Annotated in this window: 20 protein-coding genes; 13 read left to right on the top strand and 7 right to left on the bottom strand. The window is 61.4% G+C overall.

The genetic code is table 11. From position 1 onward, the window contains the following. Positions 1–41 precede the first annotated feature (41 nt). The 4 genes from J7U39_RS20055 to J7U39_RS20040 all read right to left on the bottom strand — a co-directional run bounded on the left by J7U39_RS20055 (position 42) and on the right by J7U39_RS20040 (position 2,564). Entirely contained in the window at positions 42–560 is a 519-nt protein-coding gene (locus tag J7U39_RS20055; protein ID WP_210632012.1) for a hypothetical protein, read from the bottom strand. Between the two features lie 100 nt (positions 561–660). Further along, the gene (locus J7U39_RS20050) at positions 661–1,203 is read right to left on the bottom strand and encodes a GXWXG domain-containing protein (protein ID WP_210632179.1); all 543 of its coding nucleotides are present in this window, start codon (positions 1,201–1,203) and stop codon (positions 661–663) included. Continuing rightward, positions 1,203–1,700 carry a metallophosphoesterase family protein gene (locus J7U39_RS20045; protein WP_210632011.1) on the bottom strand — a complete coding sequence of 166 codons (498 nt, stop codon included), beginning with the start codon at positions 1,698–1,700 and terminating at the stop codon, positions 1,203–1,205. Before J7U39_RS20045 ends, J7U39_RS20050 begins: the two co-directional genes overlap by 1 nt. Positions 1,701–1,742: 42 nt before the next feature. Next, complete coding sequence (locus J7U39_RS20040) at positions 1,743–2,564, bottom strand: DUF1206 domain-containing protein (protein WP_210632010.1); 822 nt, start codon at positions 2,562–2,564, stop codon at positions 1,743–1,745. A gap of 97 nt (positions 2,565–2,661) precedes the next feature. Between J7U39_RS20040 and J7U39_RS20035 the strand changes: the two genes are divergently transcribed. After that, a complete protein-coding gene (locus J7U39_RS20035; protein WP_210632009.1) occupies positions 2,662–3,135 on the top strand; it encodes an NUDIX domain-containing protein in 474 nt (157 codons plus the stop codon). 51 nt (positions 3,136–3,186) lie between these two features. Here the strand turns inward: J7U39_RS20035 and J7U39_RS20030 are convergent, their stop codons facing one another. Then, complete coding sequence (locus J7U39_RS20030; protein ID WP_210632008.1) at positions 3,187–4,185, bottom strand: LacI family DNA-binding transcriptional regulator; 999 nt, start codon at positions 4,183–4,185, stop codon at positions 3,187–3,189. Positions 4,186–4,629: 444 nt separating this feature from the next. Here J7U39_RS20030 and denD point away from each other — a divergent pair, with 444 nt between their 5' ends. From denD to J7U39_RS20000, 6 genes are all read left to right on the top strand, one after another. Next, entirely contained in the window at positions 4,630–5,616 is a 987-nt protein-coding gene (denD, locus tag J7U39_RS20025) for a D-erythronate dehydrogenase (protein ID WP_210632007.1), read from the top strand. Further along, a complete protein-coding gene (locus tag J7U39_RS20020; protein WP_210632006.1) occupies positions 5,613–6,386 on the top strand; it encodes an SDR family oxidoreductase in 774 nt (257 codons plus the stop codon). The genes denD and J7U39_RS20020 overlap by 4 nt, the downstream gene beginning before the upstream one ends. A gap of 65 nt (positions 6,387–6,451) precedes the next feature. Further along, positions 6,452–7,519: a sn-glycerol-3-phosphate ABC transporter ATP-binding protein UgpC gene (gene ugpC, locus J7U39_RS20015; protein WP_210632005.1), complete on the top strand. Its 1,068-nt coding sequence runs from the start codon at positions 6,452–6,454 to the stop codon at positions 7,517–7,519. A 176-nt stretch (positions 7,520–7,695) separates the two neighbouring features. Continuing rightward, entirely contained in the window at positions 7,696–9,000 is a 1,305-nt protein-coding gene (locus J7U39_RS20010) for an ABC transporter substrate-binding protein (protein ID WP_210632004.1), read from the top strand. Between the two features lie 82 nt (positions 9,001–9,082). After that, on the top strand, positions 9,083–10,009 hold the full coding sequence (locus J7U39_RS20005; protein ID WP_210632003.1) for a sugar ABC transporter permease: 927 nt from the start codon (positions 9,083–9,085) through the stop codon (positions 10,007–10,009). Positions 10,010–10,019: 10 nt separating this feature from the next. Next, positions 10,020–10,919, top strand: coding sequence for a carbohydrate ABC transporter permease (locus J7U39_RS20000; RefSeq protein ID WP_210632002.1), 900 nt, complete (start codon positions 10,020–10,022; stop codon positions 10,917–10,919). Positions 10,920–10,935: 16 nt separating this feature from the next. Here J7U39_RS20000 and J7U39_RS19995 read toward each other — a convergent pair whose 3' ends face one another. Together J7U39_RS19995 and J7U39_RS19990 are read right to left on the bottom strand one after the other, a co-directional pair. Then, positions 10,936–11,286 carry a type II toxin-antitoxin system RelE/ParE family toxin gene (locus J7U39_RS19995; protein ID WP_210632178.1) on the bottom strand — a complete coding sequence of 117 codons (351 nt, stop codon included), beginning with the start codon at positions 11,284–11,286 and terminating at the stop codon, positions 10,936–10,938. Beyond that, complete coding sequence (locus tag J7U39_RS19990; protein WP_210632001.1) at positions 11,267–11,542, bottom strand: type II toxin-antitoxin system ParD family antitoxin; 276 nt, start codon at positions 11,540–11,542, stop codon at positions 11,267–11,269. The genes J7U39_RS19995 and J7U39_RS19990 overlap by 20 nt, the downstream gene beginning before the upstream one ends. 267 nt (positions 11,543–11,809) lie before the next feature. Between J7U39_RS19990 and J7U39_RS19985 the strand changes: the two genes are divergently transcribed. From J7U39_RS19985 to J7U39_RS19960, 6 genes are read left to right on the top strand one after another with little or no spacing between them, the layout of a single operon-like run. Next, positions 11,810–12,694 (top strand): dihydrodipicolinate synthase family protein, encoded by an 885-nt coding sequence (locus J7U39_RS19985; RefSeq protein ID WP_210632000.1) that lies wholly within the window; start codon positions 11,810–11,812, stop codon positions 12,692–12,694. Between the two features lie 7 nt (positions 12,695–12,701). Further along, complete coding sequence (locus tag J7U39_RS19980) at positions 12,702–13,379, top strand: GntR family transcriptional regulator (RefSeq protein ID WP_210631999.1); 678 nt, start codon at positions 12,702–12,704, stop codon at positions 13,377–13,379. A gap of 57 nt (positions 13,380–13,436) precedes the next feature. After that, the gene (locus J7U39_RS19975) at positions 13,437–14,765 is read left to right on the top strand and encodes a sugar ABC transporter substrate-binding protein (protein ID WP_210631998.1); all 1,329 of its coding nucleotides are present in this window, start codon (positions 13,437–13,439) and stop codon (positions 14,763–14,765) included. Then, the gene (locus J7U39_RS19970; RefSeq protein WP_210631997.1) at positions 14,765–15,703 is read left to right on the top strand and encodes a sugar ABC transporter permease; all 939 of its coding nucleotides are present in this window, start codon (positions 14,765–14,767) and stop codon (positions 15,701–15,703) included. Before J7U39_RS19975 ends, J7U39_RS19970 begins: the two co-directional genes overlap by 1 nt. Beyond that, the gene (locus tag J7U39_RS19965; RefSeq protein WP_210631996.1) at positions 15,703–16,518 is read left to right on the top strand and encodes a carbohydrate ABC transporter permease; all 816 of its coding nucleotides are present in this window, start codon (positions 15,703–15,705) and stop codon (positions 16,516–16,518) included. The genes J7U39_RS19970 and J7U39_RS19965 overlap by 1 nt, the downstream gene beginning before the upstream one ends. 19 nt (positions 16,519–16,537) lie before the next feature. After that, positions 16,538–17,521, top strand: coding sequence for a sugar kinase (locus J7U39_RS19960; protein WP_210631995.1), 984 nt, complete (start codon positions 16,538–16,540; stop codon positions 17,519–17,521). Positions 17,522–17,673 lie beyond the last annotated feature (152 nt).

The following is a 17,673-nucleotide window of genomic DNA, read 5'->3' as shown; positions in this document are numbered from 1 at the left end:
CGATCGAGTCGTCACTCCGCTCTGGCCAGCGGCCCGATCGACTATCGTTCCGCCAGGGAAGGCCGCTGCAAATCGATGCGGCTGGTGATGACCGGCTGGCCGGAAGCAGGGTCTTTGTCGACAGTCTGCAGTCGAAGCCTGTTCTGCCCGATTTTTTCGATCAGTAGCACTGCGTCTCGGTCTCCGTTGATCAGCCGCGCCCAAGTCACCCGCAGGTTGAGGGCGGCGCCTTTCCTATTCCCTGCAAGCTTCGACGGCAGTCCTGATGGTCCCACGTAATTGCCGGTATAACGCTCTCCGGCGGCCTTTACGGTCGCGGAGAAGGTTCTGGTGAAAACCGCAAGGCCGCGACACGTCCCGCTCATCGAGACGGCCGATGTACCTGCGTCGGATCGAAGGGTGCAGGAGACTTTGAGATTCGGGCCGCCTATCTTGGTCAGCACCATTCCGGTTCCGCTCCAGTCCCCGCCCAAAGACTGTAGAAATCCAGCCTCCGACGCTGTTGCCTTGGCCGGCAGGCAGGAGAGCGAGAGCAAAGTCGCGATCAGAGCAGCACGCATGAGATCCCCCCGGGTTGCATGGCCTAACACCTGAGCGGAGCAGATTGTTCCCCGCCGCAGGCTTCGTGCAACCATTGCGGCGGCAGCCTGCTTTCTCGCCTCATTCACTCCATCGCCTCGACGCCGCATCGATTCTCCGGAGCTTGAAGAAATAACGACGGGCATCGCCGTCGACGAACATCATACCAGCGACCTCGTCGTCTCCCGTCCTGCGGAAATAGTCGGCGATTGGCTGCCTGTCGTAGATCATAGCAGCTGTGGTGAGGTTATCGAAGGTCCGAAGCTTCAGCGACGCGGTCGTACCCCGCGCCCGGAGCGCCTTCTGCAGATAGGAGAACCAGTTCCGGGCGATCCGAGTGCGGCCGAACGGCGCCGCCTTGATGGCCAGGCTGATCGGAAAAATGCCGGGGTCGATCGCCACCAGCCGATCCGACCGCCACTGAAAGAGGAGGGCGTCCGCGCGCATGTCGACGTGAAACCGCTTCCCGAACCAGCCGAGGTTCTCGAGAACACCGTCGAGCGGGTGATCCGATGGGATGCCCGCACCTCGCCACAGGCCGAGCATCTCGGTCGGCTGGACCGGCGCCAGCGAGGAAAACCAGGCTGTCATTTCGTCCTGTCGCTTAGCGCTCTTCAGCGGCATCATGACCCCGCCTTCGTTGACAACAGGGCTTGCAGCGACACCGGCCTGAGGCCCTGCGCATCGACGCCCACATCGTACTGGCGGGGCAGGGGCTTGAGGCGACCGTGGGAATGTCCGTGCAGATTGATCGACTTCTTACCCATCTTGTTCCAGGTGCGGAACGGATAATGGCACAGGATCAGCAGATGATCGTCCAGCGTCATCTCGCTGTAGTGCTGAATGCTTGTCCATCCCCTCGCCGCCGTCGTCGTCGCGGGATCATTATTCCCAATGATCAGGTGCTTTCGCCCGTTCAGCATCGAAAGGAGCTGATCACAGTCCCCGCCGCGAGACGACATGAAGTCACCGAGATGCCAGATGTCGTCCTGCGGACCAATAATCTCGTTCCAGTTGCGGATCAGGGTCACGTCATGCGACGTCATGTCGGGAAAGGGGCGTCGGTCGATGCGAAGGACGCGGGGATCTGCAAAATGGGTATCGCCGGTGAAGTAGATCATTTGACAGAGATGGCGCAGCCCGCCCGCTTGGGAAGCCGTTTGCTAATGGCCAGGGGTGGGGATCGATTGCTTGACGTCATCAAAGGACGGGCTGTGCACGACGCGATAGCGCGCTTCGACGAGGTTATAGATCCCGAAGGCCGCCAGTCCGATTGCGACGGCGATATAGAGGATCGAGCCGAAAGGAAGCTGTCTCACCCATTCGAGCGCGTCCGCCATGCTGCCTGCCTGCTGAGGATCAACGCGAAACCCTGCATAGGCGAAGAAGATTCCGATGATCACGAAGACGACGCCGCGGGCGACGAGGCCGTATACGCAGACCGAGGTCACCACGCCGCTGACGTCCGCAAGTCTGAGATAGCGCTCGAATTTCTTGCTGATGCCCTTGGCTGCCGTCACGACCCCGCCGATGATGAAGCCGAGGCCGACGGCTACGGCAAGATAGGCGCCGAACGGCTGCGACATGATCCATTCTGCCAACCCTTTCTCACCAGATTGCTGGCTCCCGCCGCCGCTGAAGAGTGCGTGACCCAGCGCATAACCGGCAAGGCCGAGATAGACGACGGCGCTGCCGAAGAAAACCGTGCGGATGGCGATGGCCTTGGCGTCGCGGCCATGGCCGTCGCTGTCGGCGAGCGACTGCGCCAGTCGCCAGGCGACGAAACCGAGAAGTCCGATGCCGATGAGACCAACCCAGACGCGGCCGAAGGGCTGTGCGAGAAGCGTCGAAAGTGCCGACTTCGTTTCCGGCTTCCCCCCGGCGACGCCGGAAAAGAGGGCGAGGCCCGCCACAAGGAGGAATACGACGCCGCGCGCCACATAGCCGCTCTTGGCAAGCAGGTCGAAACGAAATTCTTTGGGCATGATATTCTCCGCGCGTCTGTGTGGCTGTCACCTCTAACGCGCCACCGCGTGGAAAGTTGTCATCGAGGAAAGACCATGATCATTGAGGGGGTTGTCGATGCCGGTCCGTAGCGCCGGGCTTCTCATCTACCGCCTTTGCGAGACGAGGCTGGAGGTCCTGCTCGTCCATCCCGGCGGTCCCTTCTGGGCGAAGAAGGACGTGGGCGCATGGTCTATTCCGAAAGGTTTGATCGAAGCCGGCGAAGACGAATTGTCGGCAGCGATCCGGGAGGCGCAGGAGGAGCTCGGCGTCGAAATTCAAGGAAGCTTCGCCCCGCTCGGTGAATATCGCCAACCCGGCGGAAAAGTGGTGGTCGTCTGGTCGGTGGAGGCGGACGCAGCGCTTGATGTCGAGACGGTGCGGAGTTCGGAGTTTCAGATCGAATGGCCACCACGATCGGGCCGCATCCAGGCTTTTCCCGAGGTCGATCGCGCGGGATGGTTTCCTACCCCAGAAGCTGAGATCAAAATTCTCAAGGGCCAGCTCCCCATGCTTGCCGATCTCGTTACGCAGCTCGGTCGAGACCAGTGAACCGGAGTCTCAGCCATGATTCTGCTTCGACAAGCCGAGGCTGCAAAAGCCTCAATCGACCCCGGTGATCTCGGGAGTGAAGGCGATAATTTTTTCGGATATCTGACTTCCGTCGCCGCTGCTCGCAGCGAGCAGAAGCGCAGCAGCGACTTCGCCCATCTGACGCCGTGGCGAAATCGAAGTCGCGATCCTGACGGGGAGGGCGCTGGCGACATCCAGCCCATTGAATCCGGCGATCAGGATTTCCGCAGGGCTGGAAATGCCGAGTTCCAGGCACGCAAAGACGCCGCCGGTTGCCATGTCGTCGTTGGAATAATAGATGCAGTCGAGATCTCTCGTCGCCGCGAGCATCGACATCGACAGCCGCTTGCCGTGCGCCACCGAGGAATAGGCGGCGTTGAACCGCTCGTCCACGAAAGAAAGGCCGCTCTCGCGCAGCACTTTCTCGAAGCCGGCTTTCCGCTTGCCGGCGCGCAGATCCCTGTCGATCGCGCTGCCGATATACCCGAACCGCCGCCGGCCGGCCGCCAACAGCGCTTTTGCCATCTCTTCTCCGGCCTTGCCATGAGATAGACCGACGTTGAAATCGATGGGGGTACCGTCGAGGTCCATCAGTTGGATGACGGGAATCGCGGCATTCTGCAGCATTCTCACCGTTTCTGCCGGCTGATCGAGACCCGTCACGATGATGGCGGCAGGGCGCCAGGAGAGCATGTCGCGAATGATCTCGCGCTCCTTCGCCATATCATAATCGGAGATGCCGAACACCGCCTGCATGCCTGATCCTCGCAGCCCGGCCGAAATGCCCGCCAGCATTTCGGGAAAGACGATGTTGGACATGCTGGGAACGACGACGGCGACAAGATTGGTGCGCTGCGACGACAGTGAGAGCGCCAGCCGGTTGCCGACGTAATTTAACCGCTCGGCCTGCTCAAGCACTTTTTCGCGGGTCTCCTTGGAGACGTCGGCGGCGCCGCGAAGAGCGCGCGATGCCGTCATCTTGCTGACGCCGGCCGCAGCGGCAACTTCTTCCAGTGTCGATTTATGCATTGCACCGACCCCATCGTCGAACTGCCTCGCCAGCGGGCAACGTCAAATTCATAGGCCTTTTTCAAAAAAAGGAAAACACTCACTACTTGACAGGAAACGCAAAAATGGGCGTTGTTACCGATACCGGTATCGATAACAGCTATCGGAAACGGGAGGAGAAGCCATGCGGACGAATGACAAGACCGCTGTCTCGGATCATGTCCGATGCGCTGAGCGGGCAGAGCACCTGAGGGTCTGATATCCGACACATGTACGATTGCTGGTGCCTCCGGATCGGTCAAGGACTTGACCCGCAGGTTGCAAATCTATCTGAATTCGATCGGGCATAGTCCGATCAGGCCGGTCCCGGATCGCCGTGACACTGGCCAGGAGTGAGCGCACGAACCATAGGACGCGCAGCGCGATCTTGATCGAATACACCGGCCGACGGGAGGAAGAGCCGATATGCATGTGATGATTCTGGGCGCCGCCGGCATGGTTGGCCGTAAGCTGGTTGAGAGGATTGAGCGTGAGCCGCTCACTTTCGGCCGGCCTGTCACCCGGCTGACCCTGGCAGACGCTTTTCCGCCGCCGGTGCCGGAAGCGCTCCGGTCCGTGACCACCGCGCTGACGGTGGATCTCGCCGGCGCCGGCGCGGCCGACCGGCTGATCGAGGGCCAGCCGGAACTGATCTTCCATCTGGCCGCCATCGTATCGGGTGAGGCCGAAGCGGATTTCGACAAGGGCTACGCGGTCAATCTCGACGGCACGCGCGCCCTGTTCGATGCAATCCGCCAGCTCGGCCTCAAGACCACCTACGTCCCGCGCGTCGTCTTCGCCTCTTCGATCGCCGTCTTCGGCACGCCGTTTCCGGAGGTCATTCCCGACGAATTCTTCACCACGCCGCTGACGAGCTACGGCACCCAGAAGGCGATTGCCGAACTGCTGCTTGCCGATTATTCCCGCCGTGGCATCTTCGACGGCATTGGCATCCGGCTGCCGACCATCTGCGTGCGCCCCGGCGCACCGAACAAGGCGGCCTCCGGGTTCTTCTCCAACATTCTGCGCGAGCCGCTCGTCGGCAGGGAAGCCGTATTGCCGGTCAGCGACAGCGTGCGGCACTGGTTTGCCAGTCCGCGCGCGGCCGTCGGCTTTTTCGTCCATGCCGCGACGATCGATACGACGAGGATCGGCGCGCGCCGCAACCTGACCATGCCGGGCCTTTCCGCGCTGGTCTCCGAAGAGATTGACGCACTGCGCCGAGTGGCCGGCGACAAGGCGGTCGCCCTCATCAAACGCGTGCCCGATCCGGTGATCGAACGCATTGTCGCCGGCTGGCCGACGCAGTTCGATGCGACGAGGGCTTCTGCGCTCGGTTTTACGGCGGAAACGAGCTTCGACGAAATTCTGCAGGTGCATATCGAGGATGAACTCGGCGGGAGGATTGCGTGAGCACAGCGGCGAGCGGAGAAGCAAGGATCGCGCTTGTCACTGGCGGTGGCACCGGCGTCGGGCGCGCCATATCGAGGGGACTCGGCGCTGCCGGCTACAGGGTCGTGATTTCAGGACGACGGGCCGATGTGCTTGAAAAGGCCGCGAGTGAGCTAGGCAGCGAAACGGGGGCCGAGTTTTTCGCAGCTCCCGCCGATGTCGGCGACCCCGCTTCGGTGCGGGCTCTGTTCGATGCGATCTCGGAGAGATACGGGCGGCTCGACCTCCTGGTCAACAATGCCGGCGTCACCGTGCCCGGCGTGGCCCTCGAAGAGGTTTCCTTCGAGCAGTGGAGCGCCATCGTCGCCGCCAATCTCACCGGCGCCTTTCTCTGCACCCAGCAGGCCTTCCGGCTGATGAAGAACCAGACCCCGCGCGGCGGGCGCATCATCAACAACGGCTCGGTCTCGGCCACGACACCGCGCCCGAATTCCGCGCCTTACACCGCCACGAAGCACGCCATCACGGGTCTGACCAAATCCACCGCCCTTGACGGGCGCGAATTCGACATCGCCTGCGGCCAGATCGATATTGGCAATGCCGCCAGTGACATGACGACGAAAATTGCGGCCGGCGTGCTGCAGGCGAACGGCAGCATCGCCGCGGAGGCGACGATCGATCCGGCCCATATTGCCGACGCGGTCGTCTACATGGCCAGCCTGCCGCTCAGCGCCAATGTACTGACCATGACTGTCATGGCGACGAAAATGCCCTTTGTCGGACGGGGGTGAATCGGCGGGCTGCCGCCGGCTGAAAACGACTTATATGCAGTGCTCATGATCTGGGAGGAGGGAGTATGGCAAACGTTCAATTCGCGGATGTCCGGAAATCGTTCGGTGCGCATCCTGTCATCAAGGGAGTGGACATCGATATCGCCGACGGCGAATTCGTCATCCTCGTCGGCCCTTCGGGCTGCGGCAAGTCCACGCTTCTGAGGATGCTGGCAGGGCTCGAGAACATTTCCGGCGGCGAGATCAAGATCGGCGGGCGCGTGGTCAACACGCTGCCGCCGAAGGACCGCGACATTGCCATGGTGTTCCAGAATTATGCGCTCTACCCGCATATGACGGTGGAGCAGAACATGGGCTTCTCGCTCATGCTCAACAAATCGCCGAAGGCGGAGGCCGAAAAGCGGGTGAAATATGCCGCTGGCATCCTCGGCCTCGACAAGTTGCTCGACCGTTATCCGCGCCAGCTTTCCGGCGGTCAGCGCCAGCGCGTCGCCATGGGCCGCGCCATCGTGCGCAATCCGGAGGTCTTCCTGTTCGATGAGCCGCTGTCCAACCTCGATGCGAAACTGCGCGTCGCCATGCGCGCCGAGATCAAGGAACTGCATCAGCGCCTGAAAACGACGACCGTCTACGTCACCCATGATCAGATCGAGGCGATGACGATGGCCGACAAGATCGTCGTCATGCATGACGGCATCGTCGAGCAGATCGGCAGCCCGCTCGAGCTCTACGACCGCCCCGCCAATCTCTTTGTCGGCGGCTTCATCGGCTCTCCGGCGATGAACATGATCCACGGCAGACTCGATCCGGAGAATCCCAGCCAGTTCGTCGCCGCCAACGGCACGCGGCTGCCTGTCGCCAATCCACCGGCGAGCGCTATCGGCCGCGACCTCGTCTACGGGCTGCGCCCCGAATACATCTCGCTCGATCCCAACGGACTGCCGGCCGAGATCGTGGTGATCGAACCGACCGGCTACGAGACGCATCTGACCGTCCGCCTCGGCGGCAGCGATGTCAGCTGCGTCTTCCGCGAACGTGTCGATGCCCGCCCGGGCGAAGCCATCCGGGTGGCGATCGACGCCAAGCATGTCCATCTCTTCGACGCCGAAGGCGGCATGCGATTGACCGACTGACGCCGGCGGGACAAGGGGAGAGGAGGAGTCTCCCGTTCCGCCGGAGCGCAAGCATTCGAGGGGTGAGCCCCCACGGGAGCACAAGCTTTCCGTATCGCGGATGCCAGGCCGCCGTTCACCAAGCGGGAGGTGAATGCCGGAGAATTGCTCCCGCTGTTTCAATGAGGAGGAATCTCATGACGATCAAGAGACGTGAATTTCTTGCTGCATCGGCAGCCGTTGCCGGTGTCGCAGGTCTCGGCATCAAGCCGTCCTTTGCGCAGGCCGAACCGACCTACACGCCGGAAAGCGGCGCCAGCCTGCGGTTGCTGCGCTGGACGCCTTTCGTGAAGGGCGATGAGGAGGCCTGGCTTGCCAATACCAAGAAGTTCACTGAAGCCACCGGCGTGGAAGTGCGCATCGACAAGGAGAGCTGGGAGGACATCCGTCCGAAAGCCGCCGTTGCCGCCAATGTCGGCTCCGGTCCGGATCTCATCATGTGCTGGTTCGACGACGCGCATCAATATCCGGACAAGCTGGTCGATCTCACGGAACTCGGCAACTATCTCGGCAACAAGTACGAAGGCTGGTACGACGGCCTGAAGGGTTACGCCACCCGTGACGACAAGTTCATCGCCATGCCGCTGACGACGATCGGCAATGCCGTGGTCTATCGCGACAGCCATGTCAAGGCGGCCGGCTTCAACGAATTCCCGAACGATACCGCAGGCTTCCTCGAGCTTTGCAAGGCGATGAAGGCAAAGGGCACGCCCGCCGGTTTCCCGCACGGCAAGGCGGTCGGCGACGGCAACAACTATGCCCATTGGCTGCTCTGGAGCCATGGCGGCAAAATGGTCGACGAAAGCGGCATGGTGACGATCAACAGCCCGGAAACGCTCGCCTCGATCAACTATGCCAAGGAACTCTACGCGACCTTCATTCCGGGCACGGAAAGCTGGCTGGATGTCAACAACAACCGCGCCTTCCTCGCCGGCCAGGTATCGCTGATCGCCAACGGCGTCTCGGTCTATTACACGGCCAAGAACGATCCGAAGCTCGCCGAGATCGCCAAGGACATCCGCACGACGAATTTCCCGATCGGACCGGTCGGCAAGAGCGTCGAGCTTTTCCAGACGAGCTCGCTCCTGCTCTTCAAGCACAGCAAATATCCGGAAGCCGCCAAGGCCTACATCAAGTTCATGATGGAAGCCGATCAGATGAATGCCTGGATCCAGGGCTCCAGCGCCTATTGCTGCCAGCCGCTCAAGGCCTTCGCCAAGAACCCGATCTGGACTGCCGACCCGGTCCACGCGCCCTATGCGCTCGCCTCGGAAAAACTGCGCCCGAACGGTTATGCCGGCCCGCTCGGCTACGCCTCGGCGGCGACCATGGCGGACTACGTGCTGGTCGACATGTATGCCGCCGCCGTCACCGGCCAGAAGTCGCCCGAGGACGCGATGAAGGAAGCCGAGCGCCGGGCAAATCGCTACTACCGCGTCTGATCCGGAGCCGGGACATGCGGCATGCCTGGTATCCGGCATGCCGCGAGCTCCTCAAGGACTGAATGCAATCTGGAGATAAGCAATGTCGACCTTGAACTCGGGGGATAAGCGCGGCCCCTCGCTGATGCAGAACAACAACGTGCTCGGCTTCCTCTTCATGCTGCCGGCTGCGGTGTTCCTTGTTTGCTTTCTCACCTATCCCCTGGGGCTCGGCGTCTGGCTTGGTTTTACCGACACGCGGATCGGCCGGGACGGCATCTTCGTCGGCCTGGAGAACTATGAGTTCCTGGCCGATGACGCGGTTTTCTGGCTGTCGGTCTTCAACACCATTCTTTACACGGTCATCGCCTCGGCGCTGAAATTCGCGCTCGGCCTCTGGCTGGCGCTGCTCCTGAACCAGCACCTTCCGTTCAAATCCTTCTTTCGAGCGATCGTGCTGTTGCCGTGGGTGGTGCCGACGGTGCTTTCGGCGCTGGCCTTCTGGTGGATCTACGATTCCCAGTTCTCGATCATCTCGTGGTCGCTGATGAAGCTCGGGCTGATCAGCGCGCCGATCAACTTCCTCGGTGATCCCACCAATGCGCGGATATCGGTCATCGTCGCCAATGTCTGGCGCGGCATCCCCTTCGTGGCGATCTCGCTGCTTGCCGGCCTGCAGACCATTCCGGCCTCGCTGCAGGAGGCGGCCTCGCTCGACGGCGCCACGAGCTGGCAGCGCTTCCGCTATGTGACGCTGCCGATGCTGACACCGATCATCGCCGTCGTCATGACCTTCTCAGTGCTCTTCACCTTCACGGATTTCCAGCTGATCTACGTGCTGACCAAGGGCGGGCCTGTTAACGCCACGCATCTGATGGCCACACTCTCCTTCCAGCGCGGCATTCCGGGCGGGCAGCTCGGCGAGGGGGCGGCCATCGCCGTCGCCATGATACCCTTCCTGCTCGGCGCCATCATGTTCAGTTTCTTCGGTCTGCAACGCCGCAAATGGCAGCAGGGCGGACAGGATTGAGGAGCAAACCATGTCGACCAATCTCAAACCCGCCGATGAGGTCCTGACCGACAATGCCGAGGGCATGAGCTATCTGAACCGCCTGCCGCGGCGCGTGGCGATGCTCTACCTGCCGATGGCCGTCTTCGTCTTCGTGCTGCTCTTTCCCTTCTACTGGATGGCGATCACCGCCGTGAAGCCGAACGAACAGCTGACCGACTACAACAATTACAGCCCCTTCTGGGTGGTCGGGCCGACGCTCGACCACATCAAGTACCTCTTCCTCGAGACATCCTATCCCGGGTGGCTGTGGAACACGATGCTGGTGGCCGTGGGGTCGACGGCGCTGTCGCTGGTCGCCTCGGTGTTCGGCGCCTATGCGATCGAGCGTGTGCGCTTCACCGGCTCGCGCCAGATCGGCCTCGTCATCTTTCTCGCCTATCTTATTCCGCCGTCGATCCTGTTCATCCCGCTCGCCTTCATCGTCTTCAAGCTCGGCATCTACGATTCGCGGCTGGCGCTGATCTTCACCTATCCGACGTTCCTCATTCCCTTCTGCACCTGGCTGCTGATGGGCTATTTCCGCTCGATCCCGTTCGAGCTCGAGGAAAGCGCGCTGGTGGACGGTGCCAACCGCTGGCAGATCCTGGTCAAGATCATCCTGCCGCTTGCCGTGCCGGGCCTGATCTCGGCCGGCATCTTCGCCTTCACGCTCTCCTGGAACGAGTTCATCTACGCGCTGACATTCATCCAGTCCTCTGAGAACAAGACCATTCCGGTCGGCGTCCTGACCGAACTGGTGCGCGGCGACGTCTTCGAATGGGGATCGCTGATGGCGGGTGCGCTTTTCGGCTCGCTGCCGGTCGCTATCCTCTATTCGTTCTTCGTCGACTATTATGTGTCTTCGATGACAGGCGCGGTGAAGGAGTGATCTGAACCCTTCAACCTTATCTCGCCAGCATACGCGCAAGCATATGTCTGATATGGTCCTGAGCACCGTAGAAAATCGCAGCAATAACGATCTTGCGATTATTTTCTACGGGCAAGAACCAGACCGCCGTCTTGTCCCTCCGAAGAAAACGGATGCCAGGGTAAATGTCGGGGCGCAATGTCCCGATATAAGGCGTATCGACGAGACGGTCGATTTCGACACGCGATTTACGGATTCGTTCAGCGGTACGCTCCAAAGCCTCGTCAGGCGAGTCTCCGAGTTCGACATAGGAGTCGAAGAGATGATCAAAAATCAACTCAAAATCGCGTTCGACATCCTCGGAATATTCAAGGGTCCACACGATCAGCCCGCCGCTTCCGGTCGATCATTGTCTCGACGCGGCTTTCCATTTCCGTCGTGGAAATCCTCGGGCCGTTCAAACGCCGCTGGATTAATTCGCGAAGCGCTGCCGTTTCGACGGTCTCGCTTTCCGTCTTTACGCGGAGAAGCTCTAGGCCCTGCTGAAGAACGGAACTCATGCTGGAATACCGGCCGCTCTCCACCAGCGACCGGGCAAACGCGTCCTGCTGGTCGGTCAGCGAGATCGACGACTTGACACTCATCGGTTTATCTCCATCGAGCCGAGTTTGCTACTCAGTAGCACATTTGTCGACGTGACGAAAGCTTTCATCTGTCGTCATTAAAGGCAGGCCCCACCATTGGCCGTTTTTGCTACTAAAGCCGTACTTTCCAGAGAAACGAGTTTCGTCTGCTTTACAGCCACTGGCAATATTGTGCCAAGAGAGCCTCCGCCACGACCGATACGATCAACTCTTTACAACTAACATGTCAGTCCGCTACACTTGACTCATTAGCCGGGAGGAACAAAGTTGGCATCAAGATTCGGGCTCTCCGTCGCTCTCGCCACGCCGTTCGATAGCGATGGCAATATTGCGATCGAGGCGATGATCGCGCAAGCGCGGCGCTGTCTTGCCGCCGGGTGCTCCAGCGTGACGCTGTTCGGGACGACAGGTGAGGGGTCTTCCATCGGGAATGGCGAACGGGAACGCATAGTGGCAGCCTTTCTCGATGCCGGCATCGCACCGGGCAACATCATCGTCGGCGTGTTGGTCGATGCCGCAGAGGATGCGGCGATGCAGGCCGGTCAGGCTCTTTCCCTGGGCGCCCGCAACATCCTTCTTGCCCCGCCGTCCTATTTCAAGAACGTCAGCGACGACGGCGTCTTCCAGTGGTTCTCAGCCGTATTCGCCCTGTTGGGCGACAAGGCCCGCGATATCATCGTCTACAATCTTCCCTCCGTGACCATGGTGCCGCTGAGCGTGTCGCTGATCGGCCGACTGCGGACCGCCTTTCCCCATATCGTCACAGGCGTCAAGGATTCCTCCGGCGACTGGCCCTATACGGAGGCGCTTCTTAAAGCGCATAGTGATCTCATCATCCTGGTCGGGGACGAGCGGCACCTCGCAAGGGCCGTGCGGCTTGGCGGCCAGGGCGCCATATCGGGCATGGCGAATTTTGTGCCCCGCGAACTCAAGCCGGTGGCCGAAGAGGGCAGGGACGATACTCGCGTTGCCGATTTCGTCCTTGAATTGCTGAAACACCCAGTCATTCCGGCCGTGAAGACGATGATCGCGCGTACGACCTTGGAGGAGATTTGGGTTGCGGTTCGTCCGCCGCTCGTTTCATTATCCGGCGAAGCGCAGGCACAGCTTGCCCTTGCTTTTGACCGTCTTTTTCAATCGAAAGCCGCATAGGTCAGCCATGTTTGCGGGGGAGGCGATGAACGAAACGGAAGAGCAGCCGACACTGCGGGAAAAGGCCTATGCAAGTTTCACGCGCCACCTGCTGGCCCGTGACGTGCGTCCGGGCCAGTTCGTGTCGCAGCGCCGGCTCGTCGAGCTGACCGGGCTGACGCTTGGCGCCATCCGGGAGCTCATCCCGAGGCTTGAGGCGGAGGGGCTGATCAAGACCGTGCCGCAGCGAGGTTTGCAGATCGCTCACATCGATCTCAACCTCATTCGCGAGGCGTTCCAGCTGCGCGTCTTCCTGGAGAAGGAGGCCGTGGCGCTGTTTACCAAATCCGCCTCGGACGAGACGATCGCAAATCTCCTGAAACAGCACCGGGATATCGCCGACGCCATTCGAAGCGGCAACGCGTCGCATGAACTGGAGCTGCACGCGCAGGCCGTCGACTGGGGCATGCACGACGCCTTTATCGATGCGCTTGGAAATACCATCATCTCGAACGCCTACCGCGTGAACTCGATCAAGATGCGCCTGATCAGCCAGGACCGGTTTCGCATCGACGGTCACGTCGGACCCGTGATGGGCGAGCACCTGAAGGTGCTCGAGGCGATCGAGCGCCGGTCGGTGGAGGACGCCGTCAACAGCCTTGTCGCACACATCAACGGTGCAAGGGATCGTGCGCTGAGGATCTAATCGGGAATAAGCAGCCGGAGGTGAGGAGATCGCCGGCGCAAAAGGAGGAGGACTCACATGCCATCATTCTTCAATCCGTCGCGCAGAGAATTTCTGGCGGGTACGGCCGCGCTCGGGGCGAGCAGCATGCTCGGTATGCGCCCGGCCGCCGCCGCGGTCGACTGGAAGCGCTTTGCCGGAACCACGCTTGAGGTCAATCTGGTCAAGAGCCCGCGTAGCGAAATCCTGACCAAGTACCTGTCCGAGTTCGAGGAACTCACCGGCATCAAGGTCAATGCCGAGGCAACGCCCGAACAGCAGCAGCGCCAGAAGACGACGATCGAGCTCAGCTCCGGCAAGCCGAGCTTCGACGTCGTGCACCTCAGCTACCACGTCCAGAAGCGGCAGTTCGAGAAAGGCGGCTGGCTTGCCGATATCAGCGGCTTCCTCAAGGACGCCTCGCTGACCGAACCGTCTCTCACGGAAAGCGACTTCGCCGAAGCAGGCCTCGCCTTCGCCAAGGATAGCGACGGCGTTCTGCGCTCCCTTCCCTTCTCGGTCGATTACTGGATCATCTACTGGAACAAGGCGCTGTCCGAGAAGAAGGGGCTTGCCTATCCCCAGAGCTTCGAAGAACTGGCAAGTGCGGCCGAAGCGCTTACCGACCCGTCGACCAACACCTACGGCTTCGTCGCCCGAGGCCTGAAGAACGCCAACACGCCGGTCTGGACGACGCTGCTGCTCGGTTATGGCTCGAGCCCGCTCGGCCCGGACGGCAAGCTGCGCACGACGTCACCGGAAGCGATCGATGCGGCCAAGCTTTACCAGAGGCTGATGACCAAGACCGCCCCTCCCGGCGTCTCCGGCTTCAACTGGGCCGAGGCGCAGTCGGCCTTCCTGCAAGGCAAGATCGGCATGTGGCTCGATGGCGTCGGTTTCGCCCCGCCGATCGAGAATCCGGAAAAGTCGCGCGTCGTCGGCCAGGTCGGTTACGGCATCATGCCGAAAGGACCCAAGGCGCAAGCCGCAGGCACGTTCGGCGACGGCCTCGGTGTGGTCGCGGCAAGCCAGAAAAAGGAAGCCGCCTACCTGTTCTGCCAATGGGCGATTTCGCACGACATGGGCGCTCGCCTGCTGCAGGCCGGTGCCGGCGTTCCGTTCCGCCAGTCCGTACTTGAGGACGCCAAGGTCCGCGAAGGCGTCAAGATGCCGGGCACATGGCTGGATGCCGTTGCCGGCTCCGGCAAGATCTCGCAGCTCGCCCTGCCGGTCATCATTCCGGTCACCGAGTTCCGCGACATCTATGGCGTCGGTCTCACCAACATGATCGGCGGCGCCGATCCTGAAACCGAACTGAAGACGGCGACGGCACAATTCGAACCCGTCCTGGCGAAAAGCGAGGGATAATGGCCTCGGCAGGCATCGAAACGGCCGCTATGGCCAAGGCGTCGAAAGGAAGGAGCAAACCGGATCGGTTTGCTCCCAACTACTGGCCATTCGTCATCCCGGCGCTCATCGTCATCTCAGCCGTCATCGTCTTTCCATGGGTGTTTACGGTGTGGATGAGCGTCAACAGCTGGACGCTCGGCCAGTCGCAGGTCTTTGCGGGGCTGGACAATTATATCAGACTCGCCACCGACGTGCGCTTCTGGGAGTCACTGTGGCATACGGTGCTCTATACGACGCTTTCCGTGGTGGTTCCCCTTTTCCTGGGGACGCTCGCCGCGCTGATCTTCGATGCCCAATTCCCGCTGCGCGGCCTCATTCGAGGCATATTCGTGATGCCGATGATGGCGACGCCCGTCGCCATCGCGCTCGTCTGGACGATGATGTACCATCCGCAACTCGGCGTGCTCAACTATCTCCTCTCTTTCGTCGGCATCGGCCCGCAGGAGTGGATCTACAATCAGCGCAGCGTCATTCCCTCGCTGGTCCTGGTCGAAAGCTGGCAGTGGACGCCACTCGTCATGCTGATCGTGCTCGGCGGCCTGGCCGCGGTTCCGCGCGAACCTTACGAGAGCGCTGAGATCGACGGCGCCAATGTCTGGCAGAAATTCCGCTATCTGACGCTGCCGATGATCGCGCCGTTCCTGATGATCGCCGTGATCATCCGCAGCATCGATGCGGTGAAGAGCTTCGACATCATCTATGCCATGACCCAGGGCGGTCCCGGAACGGCATCGGAAACGATTAACATCTATCTCTACAATACGGCGTTCGCCTATTACGACATCGGCTATGGCTCCGCCATGGCGGTCGTCTTCTTCATCCTCATCGTGCTGCTCTCCATCGTCCTGATGATGATCCGGCAGCGCGTCAACTGGTCCGACGGGGAGGCACGCTGATGAAGCGCAAGACGCTCGACCGCATCGGACTGCTGTTCGTCGCGCTGGTGATGATCTCGCCGGTCGTGCTGTTCTTCCTCTGGATGATCTCGCTGTCGCTGAAATATGAGATCGACAACGGCGCCTATCCGCCGATCTTCATCCCGGAACGTTTCGCCTGGTCGAACTATGTGAAGGTCTTCGAGGAGAACAACTTCTTCCTCTATCTCTGGAATTCACTGCTGGTGACGGGTGCCGCTACGCTTCTGGCGCTGTTGATCGGCGTGCCGGCCGGATACGGCATCGCGCGTCTGAAGGCGGAGAAGTCGGCGATGGTCATCATGATCGCGCGCATGACGCCGGGCCTGTCCTTTCTCATTCCGCTCTTCCTGCTGTTCCAATGGCTGAATCTGCTCGGTACGCTGATGCCGCAGATCATCATCCATCTCGTCGTCACCGTGCCGATCGTCGTATGGATCATGATCGGCTATTTCGAGACGACGCCGATGGAGCTGGAGGAGGCGGCAAGCATCGACGGCGCGACGCCCTGGCAGGTTTTCCGCCTGGTCGCCCTGCCGATTGCGAGGCCCGGCATCGTCGTCGCCTTCATCCTGTCGGTGATCTTCTCCTGGAACAATTTCGTCTTCGGCATCGTGCTCGCGAGCCGCGAGACACGCACGCTGCCGGTCGCCGTCTACAATATGCTGTCTTTCGAACAGGTCAGTTGGGGACCGCTCGCGGCAGCCGCGCTGATCGTCACCTTGCCGGTGCTGATCCTGACCGTGTTTGCGCAACGGCAGATCGTCGCCGGTCTGACGGCAGGCGCCGTCAAGTGAGCATGTGAGACGACCGCCGATGACTTCCTCTGCCTTCGGCCCGCCGCCAGGTCCGCCACGCCGCGTGCTCTGCATCGGCGCGGCGGTGCTCGACACCCTGTTCCGCGTTCGCTCATTGCCCACGGGCCAGGGCAAGATCTTGCCCTATGGGATGCTGCAGGTCGCCGAAGGCATGGCGTCGAGTGCGGCATTCGCAGTCGCCCGGCTTGGCGGCTATGCCAGCCTCTGGGGCGCGGTTGGCAACGATACGACGGGCGAACGCATCCTTTCCGACCTCGGGAATGACGGCATAGACACGAGCGGCATGACGGTTGTGCAGGGCGCCCGCTCGGCCGTCTCGACGATCCTCATCGATGATCAAGGCGAACGCCTGATCGTGCCTTTCTACGACGAGCGGCTCCACAATACAGTGAGGCTGGTCACCGAGCAGGAGATGTCTGCTTTCGATGCGGTGCTTGTCGATGTCCGATGGCCGAAGCTTGCACTGCGGGCGCTGATCGCAGCTGGCAAGGCGGGCAAACCCGCCATACTGGACGGCGACGTTGCCGGCGAGGGCGTCATCGAGATGCTGGCGCCGGCCGCCAGCCACATCGTGTTTTCACAGCCTGCGGCCGAGCGGCTTGCCGGGACGGCGGATCTCGTCGAGACCGTCGGCCTGCTAAAGCGGAAATTCGAACATGCCTTCATCAGCGTTACGGCTGGCGAAAACGGGTCCCTGTGGTTCGACGACCCAAGCGGCGACATCCGTCACCTCGCCGCGCCGAAAGTGAGAACCATCGACACGCTTGCGGCCGGTGACATCTTCCACGGCGCCTTCGCGCTGGCAATCGCAGAAGGCCTGCCGATCGAAGAGGCGATGCGATTGTCATCGATGGCGGCGGCTCTCAAATGCCAGGTGTTCGGCGGACGCATCGGCGCACCCACGCGAGCAGAGGCGTGCGATGCTCTACGGGATTGGAACGTCCGCGTTTCCCAGAAAGCGGGTGATATCAAGTTCAGATGAGGCGGGACATCGTGGTCCTCGCCGACCGCGAATTGCGCCTCCGCTGCAGGATCGCGTTGCTGGTGAACTCGCTGCCATTGTCGCTGACGATCATCTTCGACACGAGGATTCGGGCGCCTCTCCCTCAGGCTCGGGACACCGTCGCGGAGCAC

Origin of the sequence: Rhizobium sp. NLR16a (assembly GCF_017948245.1) — a bacterium.
In the GTDB taxonomy this organism is placed as follows: Bacteria; Pseudomonadota; Alphaproteobacteria; order Rhizobiales; family Rhizobiaceae; genus Rhizobium.
The sequence above is the reverse complement of the archived record's forward strand: the minus strand, read 5'-3'. Positions and strand labels throughout refer to the sequence as shown.

Coding starts and splice junctions, on each gene's coding strand:
- J7U39_RS20055 (WP_210632012.1), bottom strand. CDS start 560: ATGCGTGCTGCTCTGATCGCGACTTTGCTCTCGCTCTCCTGCCTGCCG.
- J7U39_RS20050 (WP_210632179.1), bottom strand. CDS start 1,203: ATGCCGCTGAAGAGCGCTAAGCGACAGGACGAAATGACAGCCTGGTTT.
- J7U39_RS20045 (WP_210632011.1), bottom strand. CDS start 1,700: ATGATCTACTTCACCGGCGATACCCATTTTGCAGATCCCCGCGTCCTT.
- J7U39_RS20040 (WP_210632010.1), bottom strand. CDS start 2,564: ATGCCCAAAGAATTTCGTTTCGACCTGCTTGCCAAGAGCGGCTATGTG.
- J7U39_RS20035 (WP_210632009.1), top strand. CDS start 2,662: ATGCCGGTCCGTAGCGCCGGGCTTCTCATCTACCGCCTTTGCGAGACG.
- J7U39_RS20030 (WP_210632008.1), bottom strand. CDS start 4,185: ATGCATAAATCGACACTGGAAGAAGTTGCCGCTGCGGCCGGCGTCAGC.
- denD (WP_210632007.1), top strand. CDS start 4,630: ATGCATGTGATGATTCTGGGCGCCGCCGGCATGGTTGGCCGTAAGCTG.
- ugpC (WP_210632005.1), top strand. CDS start 6,452: ATGGCAAACGTTCAATTCGCGGATGTCCGGAAATCGTTCGGTGCGCAT.
- J7U39_RS20010 (WP_210632004.1), top strand. CDS start 7,696: ATGACGATCAAGAGACGTGAATTTCTTGCTGCATCGGCAGCCGTTGCC.
- J7U39_RS20005 (WP_210632003.1), top strand. CDS start 9,083: ATGTCGACCTTGAACTCGGGGGATAAGCGCGGCCCCTCGCTGATGCAG.
- J7U39_RS20000 (WP_210632002.1), top strand. CDS start 10,020: ATGTCGACCAATCTCAAACCCGCCGATGAGGTCCTGACCGACAATGCC.
- J7U39_RS19990 (WP_210632001.1), bottom strand. CDS start 11,542: ATGAGTGTCAAGTCGTCGATCTCGCTGACCGACCAGCAGGACGCGTTT.
- J7U39_RS19980 (WP_210631999.1), top strand. CDS start 12,702: ATGTTTGCGGGGGAGGCGATGAACGAAACGGAAGAGCAGCCGACACTG.
- J7U39_RS19975 (WP_210631998.1), top strand. CDS start 13,437: ATGCCATCATTCTTCAATCCGTCGCGCAGAGAATTTCTGGCGGGTACG.
- J7U39_RS19970 (WP_210631997.1), top strand. CDS start 14,765: ATGGCCTCGGCAGGCATCGAAACGGCCGCTATGGCCAAGGCGTCGAAA.
- J7U39_RS19965 (WP_210631996.1), top strand. CDS start 15,703: ATGAAGCGCAAGACGCTCGACCGCATCGGACTGCTGTTCGTCGCGCTG.
- J7U39_RS19960 (WP_210631995.1), top strand. CDS start 16,538: ATGACTTCCTCTGCCTTCGGCCCGCCGCCAGGTCCGCCACGCCGCGTG.